The sequence below is a fragment of the Kocuria sp. MNB10 genome, assembly GCF_054073685.1.
Window position 1 is genome coordinate 2,592,312 of record NZ_CM133411.1, and the last position, 13,605, is coordinate 2,605,916.

Consider the following 13,605-nt stretch of genomic DNA (forward strand, 5'->3'; position numbering starts at 1 on the left):
TGAAAGGACAGCACACTTCAGTGACTGCAACCACCGAATCCATCGACCTCGTGCGCAGCGCCGCGCGCGCCGCGGACCAGAAGAAGGCCGAGAACGTCGTCGCGTTCGACGTCAGCGAGAGCCTCGCCATCACGGACGTCTTCATGGTGACCTCCGCGTCCAACGAACGTCTGGTCTCCGCCGTGGTGGACGCCGTGGAGGAAGCGCTCATCGAGCAGCACGACCGTCGGCCCCTGCGCCGTGAGGGCAAGGGGGAGGGCCGCTGGGTGCTCCTGGACTACGGGGACGCCGTGATCCACGTGCTCCACGACGAGGACCGTGCCTTCTACGCCCTCGAACGGCTGTGGGGCGACTGCCCGGCGATCGACGTCCAGTTGCCATCGGCTGGCTCCGCGGACATCGACGACGACGCCGCTCCCCGCGCGGTCTGAGCTCGCGCCGCCGGGCAATTTGCGCGAGTTCGCGCAAACTGTCTAGGATGGTCGAGTCGTTCCGGGGAACTGGAAACGTGGCGGTCCCACGAAGTTGTTCGGGAGTGAATCCCGGGTGAACGTGGCAGGCCGAAGCGTGGTAAGGTTTCGGAGTCGTACGGGGCTATGGCGCAGCTGGTAGCGCACCTGCATGGCATGCAGGGGGTCAGGGGTTCGAGTCCCCTTAGCTCCACCGAATGGCCCGTCGGATGGGCGGAGAAACCCGGATCCTCGAAAGAGGATCCGGGTTTTTCGCTGTCCGGGTGGGTTTGTCGTGCCGGGTGTGATTGTCGGTCGAGGGTCCAGGAGGGGCCTCCGCGTCCGTGGCGTGCGCGCCCCACACGCCGGGTACACATATGTGCCGAAAAGACATGGATCCGGGTCCCGGGCGTGCGTATCGCACCACAGATGCACTCCGTGGCCTTTCTCACGCTCGACACGGGGGAAATTGTGTCCGGGCGGTCGTCACATCATGGGCAAGAAGATATGCCCCTCTCTACTCTGGGGGTGGCCCATCGTCGGGTCCCCGGAATGCGACACGAGAACACCCTGTCGACGGATTTCCCCGCCCTTCCCACCTTCCACGGTTTCCTCCCGATGATCGATCCCGAGGACGTCGCTCTACTGCTGGTGGACCACCAGGGCGGCCTGTTCCAGGTCGTCGGGGTCTGAGCGTCCCGGACCTGCGCCGTAATGCGACCGTCCTGGCCAAGGTGGCCGGTAGGACGGGGATGCCCGTGGTCGCCACCGCCTCCGTGCGCGACTGACCGAACCACGCCCACGCCGTCAGATCGCGGACCAGGTCGCCGGGTTGGCAACCGGTGACGACGCCGACGTGGACCTCATTGACCTGACCGAGGTCGCCCTGCCGTTCCTCGACGAGCCGGACATGCCGGCCAGGGGCAATGACGTGGAGGACACCACCAAGGAGTGGGCCCGCGGGGTCACCAAGGAGTGGGCCCGCGGGGTCGTGGAGCCGCACCGCTCCGAGATCAAAGCGGGTTTCGCGGCCCTGCACGCCGCACTTCGCTCCGGGCACGACTGAACGAACGCGCCTCGTGGCGCATCGGCCTGTTTCACGGGCCGCGGCGTGATGGGAGCGAGGGTGGGTGGGGTCCACCGTGGACCCCACCCACCCTCCCCATCTATTTGTGGGTGTTCACCCGGAGCAGGTGGAACACCGTGTCCTGGGTGGCCAGGTTGAAGTTGTCGTCCGCCGCGAGCACGAGGGATGCGTCACCGTCCGCGAAATCCGGGCCGAAACTCACGGCCTCCACGTTTCCGGGGGACATCCCCGATACGACCAGGTCGATGACCAGTTCCTTCTTCATCGGGATTTCCGTACCCGTGAGGGCCCCCGAACGGGACACATCGGTGGCGCCCTTGGTGCTGGCCCGGTAGACCTGGATCTGGTTCTCACCCTCGACGTACTGACGCTCGATCACCAGATAATCGGTCTTGCTCAATTGCAGCATCTCGGAAGCGCCGCGGTCGCCGCCACTCGAACCCCGCGGGACGGACACCGGCTCGGTCTTGTAGACGTACTGGGCCAGGTTGTGACCGGTCCGCCGGTCGAGCTGGGCCAGGCGCAGCGGGCTCCCGGTCTCGGGTGAGGCGACCGGGCCGTCCTGGACCAGGGTTGCCTCGTTCATCACGGAGAACGTGGTGCCGCACGGCCCCAGGGTCAGATTCTCCAGCGCGAGGTTGTTGCGAACGCCCCGGATCTGATTGCCGCTCTGGTCCAACGCTGGGAGGTACTGCCGAGGCACGTCGAACGCGCGAACGAACGCCCCTGTGTCGGTCATCTCCCGAATGGCCGGGGCGAGTCCCTTGGTCACGTCTCCCTCGTCCGTCCAGAGAGCCGTGTGCGAGGTGCGGTCCCATCGGATGGACTCCGGATCCACGGAGTTCTCCGGGTACGGGGAGCCATCTGCGTGCTGGAGCACCGTGGTGTCCGTGACGGAGTACCCCGGTGCATCGAAGCCATCATCGTCGAAGGGTAGGTCCAGGGTGTAGAACCTGGCGGGTGCTTTCTGGGAACGGTCGTCGCTGAGGGCCAGATAGGAACCGTCCTCGGAGCGATAGTCCACCCCGGAGATCCCGCCGAAAGGCACGCCGTTCACGCTGCGCAACTCGTCCGGCAAGACCATGCTGTCCACGTAGCTCACCTCGAAGGCGTGCCCCTTGTGATGCCCTCGCCCCGGGCGGTGCTTTTTCCCGTGGCGACGGTGCCGATCGTGATGGGCCCCCTGATCTCCCCGGTGCTCGCGTACACGGTGTCCCTGCGTGTTGGCTTTACCCTCGTGCGGGTGGGTGCCCGGTGCGGGAGAGCGGTCATGCCCTCCCATGGGGACCTGGACGGCGGAGCCGGTGTTCACCGCCGGCGCCGCGGCCGCGGCCGGTCCCACGGTGAATAGGCCGAACCCCACGGTGATCGCGGCCGCAGAGACGAGTGATCGGTGCATGGCGGTACTCCTCGGTCTGACCCGCGCGGGTCGGCGGTGGGTGTGCCGCAGACCCTACGAGCGTCCGGAAACCGCGAGGTGACCGACCGGTGAACGTCTCTGCGCGACGTCGGGCCCCGGTATGTCCGGGACGGCCGGGCGCCGCGTGGCACGGCCGTCGACAGCGAACGTCGATCGAACCCGTCCGGGCTGGCCAGAAACCGGGCAGGGGCAGGCCTGAGATGGACCCGGGCATGTCACGGGGCGTCGCCGGGGGTATGGGCGCGTAGCCGGAGCCGTTCGGTGACGAGGGGCAGGGACAGCCCAGAATCGTCAGGCATGTCCTTAAACTACTTAGTTCGCGTGCCGGGTGAACAGTGTTCGTTTACGCTGACCCCGTGAGTTACTGGGACCATCGCAAACCGGTGCACCGCACCCGCGCCGTGGACGCGGACGAGATCGGCCGAACCGCCGCCGCTCTGCTGGATGCGGGCGGGCTCCGGGCCCTGACGGTCCGCGCCGTGGCCGGTCGGTTGAACGTGGCGCCGGCGAGCCTGTACTCGCGCGTGTCGTCCGTGGACGACCTGTTCGACCTCGGGCTCGACCACGCGCTCGGCGCCGACCCCGCCATGCGACACGCGGTGGACACCTGCGAGCTCACGGACCTGATGCTCGCCTATTACGCGCACCTCACGCGCCACGGGTGGGCGTGCCTGGTAATCGGGATGCGTGCTCCCAGGGGACCCCACTACCTCCGCTTGTCGGAGCGGATGATCGCTCTCCTGGACGAGCTCGGTGCGCCCGATCCCCTCAGTGCTGCGTACACACTCGCCAACTTCACGCTCGGCAGCGCTCTGACACAGCCGATGGCCCCTTTCGAGCGCGCCGCCCCGGTCGATGCGGAGATCGCGCCGCGCTATGCCCGCCTGTACACCGAGCACCCCGTGGACACCGACGCCGTCTTCCGGCCGGGACTCACGGCCCTGACCGGAACCGCGCTGACACGGGACGACACCGACGGCGCCGGACATGGTGGCGCGCGGCAGGGGCCCCGATGACCCGGTTCATGGAGCGGTTCCAGATACCCCTCTACCTCGCAGCGCTCGCGGTGGGCGCGCTCGCCGGCTGGTGGGCCCCGGGCCTCGGCGGCCTCGCCGCCCCCGCGGTGACCCCGGTGCTCGCGGCCCTGCTGTACGTGACGTTCCTGGGTATCCCGCTGCGCCGCGTGGGCGAAGGTCTGCGCGACCTGCGCTTCATGGCGTGCCTGGTGATCGTCAACTTCGCGGTCGTCCCGGTCATTGTGTTCGCGCTCGTCCGCGCATTCTCCATCGAGGGCCCGATGCTGATCGGGGTGCTACTGGTCCTGCTCACCCCGTGCATCGACTACGTGATCGTGTTCTCGGGCCTCGCGGGCGCCGCGAACGACCGGTTGCTCGCGGCGTCCCCCGTGCTGCTCGTCCTGCAGATGCTGACCCTGCCCCTGTATTTGTGGTCGTTCCTGGCGCCCGACGTCGCCGTGGCCGTGCACTGGGGGACATTCGCCCAGGCCCTCGCGGTGGTGATCGTCATCCCTCTGGTGGCTGCGGCAGTGACCCAGTTGGCCGCAGCGCGGTCCCCGGTGGCCCGGCGGTGGGGCCGGCTCGCCGGCGGTGCCATGGTCCCGCTCATGATGCTCACCCTCGCGACCGTGGTCGCGTCCCAGATCGCCCTCGTGGGTTCACGCGCGCAAGCGCTGCTGCCGCTCGTACCCGTCTACGTGAGCTTCGCAGCGCTCATGACGGCGCTCGGCTGGGCGGCCGGTCGCCTTGCCGGCCTGCGCGTCCGCGAGCGCCGCGCGGTGCTCTTCAGCGGGGTCACGCGCAACTCCCTGGTGGTGCTGCCGCTCGCCCTCGCGGCGCCGGACGGCACGGTCCTCGCGCCGCTCGCCGTACTCACGCAGACCCTCGTGGAGCTGCTCGTCATGCTCGCACTCGTCGGCCTCATGCCCCGTCTGGTGCGCTGAAGCGGACGACGACGCCGCGGCGCCGGGGCGTCGCGCGGACCCGGCCGAGCGACGTCGTCTCACGCCACAGGGGTGTCGCGGGGTGGAAGACCGAGAACTCCCAGCCCGCGGGGGTACGATTCCGGCCATGCCTACCAGTCCCACGAGGACGGGCGCGAGACATGCCTCGTGGCGTGTCGTTCTGGTGCTGGTCCTGCTGCTGGTGCTGGTGGCGGCCGTGGTCCTCGTCAGTGTGAACCCGTTCAAGTCCGCGGATCCGCCCAGGACCGACTGCACCCAGTACGGGCTGCGCGCGGACGACTCCCGAGCCTTCCCCCACACGGTGACCCTGGCCACGCAGCCGACCACCCAGGACCAGACCCAGGCCGGGGCGCTCGGCCACCTGGAGCAGACCTACACGTACCGCGGGACCACGAGTTCCTACCACGTGATCGACGGCGGGGTGGACGTCTCCAAGCCCGTGGGGCTCGTGATCGACCTGCACGGGGACGGCGGGGCGGAGTACTTCGAACCGGGTGGGCGCACCACGTGCCTGTCCGCGATCGCGGCCTCCCACAACGACCTGTTGGCCGTGCCACTCACACCCGACTGCCAGGGCGAGTGCACGTGGTGGCAGGGGATGGGCGCCAACATGCGCTGGTTACGCGCGTTGACCGAGAACCGGCTGCTCGCGGACCTCCCGGTGCAACGGGACCGGGTGTCGTGGTTCGGGTACTCGGGTGGCGCGGAGATGCTCAGCTACGGGGTGCTCAGCGGTGCCCGGGACCTCGTGACCGGCGGTGCGGCCATGGTGGGCGGTGGTGGCGCGCCGGACGGGCTGTCGAAGGTCCCGACCCGCCAGGAGAAGGCCGAGGTGCGTATGTGGTGGTTCACGGGTCTGCTGGACGACGGCTCAGACCCCGCGTCTGATTTCGACGCCGTCACGGCGGCCACGGAGGGTCAGCGCTTCTACGAGAAGCGCGGCTTCACGCGCACCCGCCTGGAACTGATGCCGCACCGCGACCACTTCAACATGCCGGACGCCGAGATCCTGGACGAACTGCTCGCGGCGGACGAACCCACGCCCTCCACGTGATCTACGGAACACGATTCACGGGCACACGGGTGGAAGCCCGTGGGGTGGGTCACGTTGAGTAATTCTTCAGCATGACATCCCCACCTGGGTGATGCCGGGACCGACACCGTAGATTGCATCCAAGTTCATGCTTGTCGTATTCTGGCGACGTAATCTGGGCCAGCAGGGGGATATTTTCGCTGGACACCATTGCGCATCTTCCGGATGTCACGCTGCCGTATCGGTCGGGGGACCCATCGGCATGATCCATACGTTTGCAGCACCGCGCCTCGACCGAGGACGACGTCCGCATCTCCCTGCATCACCGGTCCTTAGCAAGGGGGAGAGTACTAGCAGTGGACAGCCAAGATCTTAGGAACGGAGTCCGAGCGCTCGCGCCGGACAGGGCCGTGTACCCGGTGGAGGAACCACCGGCACCGCGCACCCTCGTCGACATCGTCCTCGAGACGGTCGCGCAGTACCCGGACGCCATCGCCTTGGAAGATGAGAACGAGAGCGTTCCCTACGGGGAACTCGAGGACCGGATCGAGACCCACGTCCAGCGGTTGTGGGACATGGGCATCGGACGCGGGGACCGTGTGGGCGTGCGTGTGCCCTCCGGTGGCGTGGACCTGTACGTTGCCATCCTGGCCACCCTGTTCGCCGGCGCGGCTTACGTGCCCGTGGACTGGGACGACCCCGATGAACGCGCGCGCACCGTGTGGGAGGAAGCCGGCGTGGCCGCCGTGTTCGGTCAGGGGCTCGAACTGACCCGCAACCCGGCCGTGACCACGGGTGAGCAGACCGCCACCCCGCGTACCCGCGACGACGCCTGGATCATCTTCACCTCCGGGTCCACCGGTAAGCCCAAGGGCGTGGCGATCTCCCACCGCTCCGCCGCGGCACTCGTGGACGCCGAGGCCCTCATGTACCTGCAGCGCCGCCCGCTCGGCCCCGGTGACCGCGTGATGGCGGGATTGTCCGTGGCTTTCGACGCGTCCTGCGAGGAGATGTGGCTCGCGTGGCGCCACGGTGCCACCCTGGTGCCCGCACCGCGCAAGATCGTGCGCTCCGGCCCGGACCTGGGCCAGTGGATCGTGGACAAGGAGATCACCGCGGTCTCCACCGTGCCCACACTCGCATCCCTGTGGCCCAATGCCGCACTGGACCGGGTGCGCCTGCTGATCTTCGGCGGCGAGGCCTGCCCCCTGGAACTGACCAAGCACCTGGTGCGCCCGGGCCGTGAGGTGTGGAACACCTACGGACCCACCGAGGCCACCGTCATCGCCACGGGCGCCCTGCTCAACGGGGAGGCCCCAGTGCGCATCGGTCTGGCCGTGCCCGGGTGGGAACTCGCCGTCGTGGACGCCGACGGCCAGCCCGTGGGCTGGGGTGAGACCGGCGAGCTGATCATCGGCGGCGTGGGTCTGGGCCGCTACCTGGACCCCGCCAAGGACGCCGAGAAGTACGCGCCGCTGGAATCCCTGGGCTGGGACCGCGCGTACCGCTCGGGCGACGTCGTGCGCGCGGACCCCGAGGGCATCGTCTTCGCGGGCCGTGCCGACGACCAGGTCAAGGTCTCGGGGCGGCGCATCGAACTCGGTGAGATCGACACGCAGATGAGCGCCGTGCCCGGCGTGAAGCTCGGCGCGTGCGCCGTGCACTCCACCCCGGGCGGTGGCAGCGTGATCGCGGGTTACCTGGTCCCCGAGTTCGAGGGCTCCGTGGATCTCTCCGAGGCGCGGCGTTGGCTCGTGGAACGACTCCCGGGGCAGATGGTCCCCGCGCTGTGCATCATGGACGAACTGCCCATGAAAACCTCCGGCAAGGTGGACCGCAAGGCCCTTCCCTGGCCGCTGCCCACGTCCAACGACGACGGCTCCGAGTCCCTGACCGGGGACCTCGCGTGGCTCGCGGAACTGTGGGCGGACCAACTCGGACCGCTGCCGTTCGGCCCGGACAGCGATTTCTTCGCAATGGGTGGCAGCTCCGTGGCGCTCGCCCGGTTGGTCTCCGCGTTGCGCAAGACCCACCCGGACACCGAGATCGCCAAGATCTACGCCCATCCCACCCTCGAGGGCATGGCCGGTTACCTGGCCACGCTGGGGGAGTCCCACGACGTCAAGCGGGACCCCGAGCCCACCCCCGCGAGCACCGGCTGGCTGCAGGGGCTGTTCATCCTGGCCCTGAACTTCCTGAACGGGTTCCGCTACGTGGTGGGCGCGCTCATCGTGGTGTGGCTGCTGGCCGTGGTCGCGGACGCCGGTTGGGTCCCCACGCCGCCGTTGTGGCCGCTCGTCCTGGGGTGGCTCGTGATGTTCTCCCTGCCGGGGCGCGTGTTCATCGGCGCTGCCGCGGTACGCGCGCTGACCGCTGGGTTGAAACCCGGGCATTATCCGCGGGGGAGCTGGAACCATCTGCGCGTGTGGGCCGCCGAGCGCATCGTGGTCTACAACAAGTACGACGTCCTCACCGGCACCCCCATGGCCCGCGGCCTGCACCGGTTGTTCGGCAACAAGATCGGTAAGGGCGCACACCTCTACAACACCCCGCCCGTCACGGGTCTCGTGAGTGTGGGGGAGCACTCCACCCTGGAGTTCGAATCGGATCTGTCCGGCTACTGGCTGGACGGGGACGTCTTCCACGTGGGCGCCATCGAGATCGGTGACAACGCCCGCGTGGGCACCCGCACCCTCGTGGATCCCGGGATGCGCGTGGGCCACGGCGCTGAGGTGCTGCCCGGCTCGCACGTCAGCCGCAACGTCCCGGACGGCGAGCTGTGGGGCGGTTCCCCTCTGCGCCACCATGGCTCGGCCGGCCTCACGTGGCCGGAGGATTCCCCGGAGGCCACGGGCGGCATGAAGACCTGGGGTTCGGCGACGTCGCACCTCGCGTTCTCCGCGGGCGCCGTGCTCGTGGGGTTGTTGCCCTTCCTCGCCCTGATCCCCGGGGCGCTGATCGTGCTGTCCCAGGTGATCACCATCCAGCAGTACGAGCTCGTCTTCCCGATCGTGGCGGTGTGGGTCCCCGTGTTCACCATCGTGACCGCGGTGGTGTGGTTGTTGCTCGTGGTCGCGCTCGTGCGCCTCGTGGCCGGGATGATCGTGCCGGGGTACTTCCCCCAGAACGGTCCCGTGGGGTGGGCCATGTGGCTCACCGAGACGCTCATGCAGCGCACCCTGATCTCCACCTACCCCGTGTACGCGTCCTGCATCACTCCGTGGTTCATGCGCCTGCTTGGGGCCAAGGTGGGGCGCAACGTGGAGATCTCCACCGCGGAGACCATCCCGCACCTGACCACGCTCAAGGACGGGTCCTTCCTGGCCGACCACGCCCTGGTCACGTCCCACCGCGCCGGGTTTGGATGGCTGCACGTGGGTACCTCCGTGATCGGTGAGCGCACCTTCGTGGGCAACTCCGGGATCGTGGGACCGGACCGGGACCTGCCCGCGGACGCCCTCGTGGCCGTGCTCAGCTCCGCCCCGCACCACGCACCCGCCGGTTCGTCCTGGCTGGGTCGCACAGCCGAGCCGATCGCCCGCGCCAAGACCGAGGCCGACGCCGAGTCCACGTTCCGCCCGCAACGGCGGCTCAAGGCGGCGCGTGCGTTCGTGGAGTTCTTCCGCTTCGTGCCCGCCATGGTCTCGGCCTGGTTGGACCTCATCATCGTGTACGTCCTCACCGAGATCTACATGTCCCACGGGATGGGCGTCACGGGTGTGGTGGCCGCGTTCGCGTGGTCCGGTGTGGTGCTCACGGTCGCCAGTACCGTGGCCTGCCTGGTGCCGGTGCTCGTCAAGTGGGCCCTCGTGGGCCGCTTCCGACCGAGCGAACGGCCGCTGTTCAGCTCATTCGTGTGGCGCAACGAACTCACGGACGTGTTCGCCGAGTCCCTCGCGGTCCCGTCCATGATCCGCCTGAGCGTGGGTTCGCCCATGTTCAACCTGTGGGCGCGCCTGATGGGTGCGCACATCGGTCGCGGCGTGTGGTGCGAGTCGTGGTGGCTGCCCGAGTTCGACCTCGTGCGCCTCGAGGACAACGTGTCCGTCAACCGCGGCACGGTCCTGCAGACCCACTTGTTCCACGACCGGGTCATGCGGATGGAGCCCGTGACCATGCGGCGGGGATCCACGCTGGGCCCCAACAGCTTCGTGCTGCCGGGTGCGACGATCGAGGAGCGCACCACCGTGGGCCCCGGGTCCCTGGTCATGCGGCAAGAGACGGTGCCCCCGGACGGCAACTGGGGCGGTAACCCCATCCGTCACCTCGCACCGGGGGACCAGGCGATCAGCGCCGAGGTCGTGCCCGCGATCGAGTCGGACCACGTGTCCACCGCACCGTTGCTCGGAGCTGCACCGGCGCCGCAGTTGAGCGCGGGATCGTCCGCGATGGCCACGGTCCGCACGGACGTCGTCCCCGCGGGGAAGACCTCCGGTAAGCACGAGGGAGTCACCGAATGACGCAGCAGAGCACGCAAGAAGTCGTCCTGGAGGGTGACCTGCCCGTGGGGCAGCGCCCGCAACCGGGGCGCCGTCCACCGCGAGAGGTGTGGTTGGGCGACCGCGGGGACGAGGGCCGCACCGCGGCGGAGAGCGGTCTGTGGACCGCCGCGACCCCGGTGGTCACCGCACCGCCGCGTTCCACGTCCGCACCGCGTCAGGGTGCGGCCACCCGCAACGTGACGAGCGCGGACGGCCGCCGCACCAAGCGCCGCATCATGGGCGTGGACGTGGCGCGTGGATTCGCGCTCATCGGGATGATCGCGGTGCACGTGCTCTCCGCGACGAACGCCGCGGGGGAACCGTCCCTCGAATGGACCCTGTTCGCCGGGCACTCGGCCGCGCTGTTCGCCACGCTCGCCGGTGTGAGCCTCGCGTTCATGACCGGGGGGCGCACCCCGCGCCACGGTCGTGACGGCTCCCGGGCGCGGTTCTCCATCCTGGTGCGTGCCCTGCTGCTGTTCGCGATCGGTCTCACGGTGAACCTGCTCGAATTGCCCGTATACAACATCCTGATCTACTACGGTCTGATGTTCCTGCTGGCCATCCCGTTCACGCTCATGAGTGTGCGGTGGCTGCTGGCCTCGGCCGCGTTCTTCGCGGTGGTCATGCCGTTCGTGATGCAGTGGTCGCTGTCGGTGCTGCCCGCCCACGTGTACGGCAACCCCAGCTTCTTGGAGATCTTCTCGGACCCGGGATCCGTGTTCGCGGAGCTGTTCCTCACGGGCACCTACCCGGCGCTGCCCTGGATGACGTTCATCTGCCTGGGCCTGGCACTGGGCCGGTTGCCCCTGTCCCGCGACCGGGTGCAGGTGCTGCTCGTGATCGTGGGCGCCGTGGTCGCGGCCCTGTCCCGCGGTATCTCCATGCTCATGCTGCTGCGGTTCGACCTCGAGGACGCGTTGATCAATGCGACCCCGTGGATGACGTCCGAGGACGTGTGGAACATCCAGTACTACGGCCCGGACCCCCAGCTGCCGGACACCACGAACCTGTGGTTGCTGCTCACGGGCCCGCACACCAACACCCCGCTCGCCCTGTTCGAGAGCGCGGGCATGGCTATGATCGCACTGGGCGCGTTCCTGCTACTGTGCCGCGTGATCGGCAAGTGGCTCACGTGGCTGGGTGCCATGGGCTCCATGACGCTGACGCTCTACGTGTCGCACCTGATCTTCATGGCGTTCGTGTGGACGGACGGCACCCCGTGGTTCTGGTACATCGTCCAGATCGTGGTGGCCGCCCTGTTCGCGGTGGCGTGGCAGCACGCCGTGGGGGCGGGTCCGCTCGAGCGGTTCGTGACCCGGGCGTCCAAGGGCGCGGCGGCCGCGGTGATCCGGCCCAAGAAGGCGCTCCCGCGGCGTCGTGCGGAGACCCCGCGGCGTCGCCACTGAGTGATGCCGCTGCCCCGCGGGGCGGATGACGAATGAACGGACCTCAGCCCTGCGGGGCGGGGTCCGTTCGCCATGCCACGGCCAGGCGCGCGTTCTCCCGCGCCGTGGTGCGCACGTCGCTCACGCTCCACCCGCGGCCGTAGTCCGCGCGTGCGGCCGATCCCACGTGGATGCTTGCGGGGTCGCGGGACAGTCCCGTCTGCCAGCCCTTCACCAGCGCTTCCACCCGCACCCATGTGCGCGTCACGGCCACGGCACGACGCCGCCCGCGCACGCGGGAAAGCCGGGCGCGGTCCGCGGGGTGCAGGACGTCGAGCAGCACGTTCGCCTCCACCTCGGACTGCAGACGCTCCACGTCCACGCCCACGGCACGCTGGGCCGTGACGAGAGCGATGACCCCGGCCGTGCGCGAGACCGAGAACCGGACGGGGCGAACGTGACCCAGCGCGGAGGACGCCGCGAGCTCGGGACCGGCGTCACCGCGGGACCCGGTCACCGCCGCCGCGCGACCGTGCACCTCGTGGGGTGCCCCGGTGCGTGGGTCGTGGCTGATCGGGACCTCGTGGGCGGCGCACCCGAGTCGGTGGGCCAGAACGTGGCGCAGAGCGACGCGTGAGACCACGAACAGTTCACGGGTGTGGGAGTCCTGCAGCGCACACGCCCGGGACAGTTCGTCCTCCGTGAGGCAGTCCACGGCGGAGAACGCCCAGGACGAGACGTCCTCGAGGTGCAGGACGTGCAGCGTGAGATCCGCCGGCGCACCGGGCACGCGGCGTCGTTGTGCTGCCCACACGGGCTGGCGGTGCGCGACCGCGTGCGCGCTCATCGGGCGCCACCCGTCGTGCCGTCGACAGCGGACCGCAACGCGTCGTGCAGCTCGCGTGCGTGATCGAACAGCCCGTGATGGCCCCCGGGGATCGTGAGCGTGGCAGTGCCCCCGGTGCTCGTCCACCCCGCCATGGACTCCGCCGACGCCGTGCGGTCCTCCTGTGCGTGGACGAGCAGCAGGGGCGTGGCGAGGTCCGGCGGGGCGGCGTCGTAGCTCAACGACGCCCGAAGATCCGCGCGCAACGGGGCCAGGACGAGCTCACGCAGACCAGGGTCCGTGAGCAGCTCCTCGGGGGTGCCCCCGAGCTCGAGCAACCAAGCGGCCAGAGCGGCGTCGTCCTCGAGGATCGACGCGAGGTGCGGATCGCGATCCGGGGGCGCGGCCTTGGCGGAGAGCACCGTGCGCTCGAGCCGACCCGGGCGCTCGCGGTCCAGGGCCGCGGTGAACTCGGCGGCGAGCAGCGCACCGAAGGAGTGACCGAGCGCGACCGTGGGCCGCTCGTCCGCGTCGAGGATCGGCAGCAGCGCCGCAAGCGCTTCCGCGACGAGCTCCGGGACGTCCACGACAGCGGGTTCGGCCATACGTGATTCCCGGCCTGGACGGCGGTGGGTGAGCACCTCGGTGTCCGCGGCCTGCAGATCGCGGCCGGACAGTGCCCCAGCGCCGGCGTGGGGGAAGACGACGAGGCGCCGTTGCGGGGTGAACGGGCCGGAGAACCACTGGGCGAGGGCCGTGGCGGGGGGTGGGATCGTAGCCAACTTCCCGGACCTCCTGAATCCTGGGTGTGCCGACTGCCGCCGGTGCCGCGCGTGGGCGACGCTCGCTCGGTACAGTGCCGGACTGTTTCACCGGGCGGCCCTGTGGGGCGTTGCGGCGGGTGCTCCGATGCGGGTCCGGGGTGCTGCGAGTGGGCGTC

11 protein-coding genes and 1 tRNA gene are annotated in these 13,605 nt (G+C 69.5%); 9 read left to right on the forward strand and 3 right to left on the reverse strand.

Annotation, left to right across the window (positions count from 1 at the left end; genetic code table 11):
• Positions 1 to 20: 20 nt before the first annotated feature.
• From rsfS to ACW9PK_RS11795, 4 genes are all read left to right on the forward strand, one after another.
• Positions 21 to 431: a ribosome silencing factor gene (gene rsfS, locus ACW9PK_RS11780; RefSeq protein ID WP_064846159.1), complete on the forward strand. Its 411-nt coding sequence runs from the start codon at positions 21 to 23 to the stop codon at positions 429 to 431.
• A gap of 159 nt (positions 432 to 590) precedes the next feature.
• Positions 591 to 663 (forward strand) — tRNA-Ala (locus ACW9PK_RS11785).
• 338 nt (positions 664 to 1,001) lie between these two features.
• Complete coding sequence (locus ACW9PK_RS11790) at positions 1,002 to 1,142, forward strand: hypothetical protein (protein WP_156960893.1); 141 nt, start codon at positions 1,002 to 1,004, stop codon at positions 1,140 to 1,142.
• 139 nt (positions 1,143 to 1,281) lie between these two features.
• A complete protein-coding gene (locus ACW9PK_RS11795) occupies positions 1,282 to 1,515 on the forward strand; it encodes a hypothetical protein (protein ID WP_144996537.1) in 234 nt (77 codons plus the stop codon).
• 100 nt (positions 1,516 to 1,615) lie between these two features.
• On the opposite strand, the gene ACW9PK_RS11800 is transcribed toward ACW9PK_RS11795, so the two are convergent.
• Positions 1,616 to 2,620: an esterase-like activity of phytase family protein gene (locus ACW9PK_RS11800; RefSeq protein WP_260850443.1), complete on the reverse strand. Its 1,005-nt coding sequence runs from the start codon at positions 2,618 to 2,620 to the stop codon at positions 1,616 to 1,618.
• Positions 2,621 to 3,312: 692 nt separating this feature from the next.
• On the opposite strand from ACW9PK_RS11800, the gene ACW9PK_RS11805 reads away from it, so the two are divergent.
• The 5 genes from ACW9PK_RS11805 (at position 3,313) to ACW9PK_RS11825 (ending at position 11,860) form a co-directional block, all read left to right on the forward strand.
• Positions 3,313 to 3,972, forward strand: coding sequence for a TetR/AcrR family transcriptional regulator (locus ACW9PK_RS11805; RefSeq protein ID WP_457015966.1), 660 nt, complete (start codon positions 3,313 to 3,315; stop codon positions 3,970 to 3,972).
• Complete coding sequence (locus tag ACW9PK_RS11810; protein ID WP_457015967.1) at positions 3,969 to 4,916, forward strand: arsenic resistance protein; 948 nt, start codon at positions 3,969 to 3,971, stop codon at positions 4,914 to 4,916. The genes ACW9PK_RS11805 and ACW9PK_RS11810 overlap by 4 nt, the downstream gene beginning before the upstream one ends.
• Before the next feature lie 127 nt (positions 4,917 to 5,043).
• Entirely contained in the window at positions 5,044 to 5,991 is a 948-nt protein-coding gene (locus ACW9PK_RS11815; RefSeq protein ID WP_457015969.1) for a hypothetical protein, read from the forward strand.
• Between the two features lie 389 nt (positions 5,992 to 6,380).
• Complete coding sequence (locus tag ACW9PK_RS11820; protein ID WP_457015970.1) at positions 6,381 to 10,430, forward strand: Pls/PosA family non-ribosomal peptide synthetase; 4,050 nt, start codon at positions 6,381 to 6,383, stop codon at positions 10,428 to 10,430.
• The gene (locus ACW9PK_RS11825) at positions 10,427 to 11,860 is read left to right on the forward strand and encodes a DUF418 domain-containing protein (protein WP_082943378.1); all 1,434 of its coding nucleotides are present in this window, start codon (positions 10,427 to 10,429) and stop codon (positions 11,858 to 11,860) included. Before ACW9PK_RS11820 ends, ACW9PK_RS11825 begins: the two co-directional genes overlap by 4 nt.
• Positions 11,861 to 11,903: 43 nt before the next feature.
• Here the strand turns inward: ACW9PK_RS11825 and ACW9PK_RS11830 are convergent, their stop codons facing one another.
• Both ACW9PK_RS11830 and ACW9PK_RS11835 read right to left on the reverse strand, forming a co-directional pair.
• Entirely contained in the window at positions 11,904 to 12,686 is a 783-nt protein-coding gene (locus ACW9PK_RS11830; protein ID WP_368814442.1) for a 4'-phosphopantetheinyl transferase superfamily protein, read from the reverse strand.
• The gene (locus ACW9PK_RS11835) at positions 12,683 to 13,447 is read right to left on the reverse strand and encodes a thioesterase II family protein (protein ID WP_085108679.1); all 765 of its coding nucleotides are present in this window, start codon (positions 13,445 to 13,447) and stop codon (positions 12,683 to 12,685) included. Before ACW9PK_RS11835 ends, ACW9PK_RS11830 begins: the two co-directional genes overlap by 4 nt.
• Positions 13,448 to 13,605 lie beyond the last annotated feature (158 nt).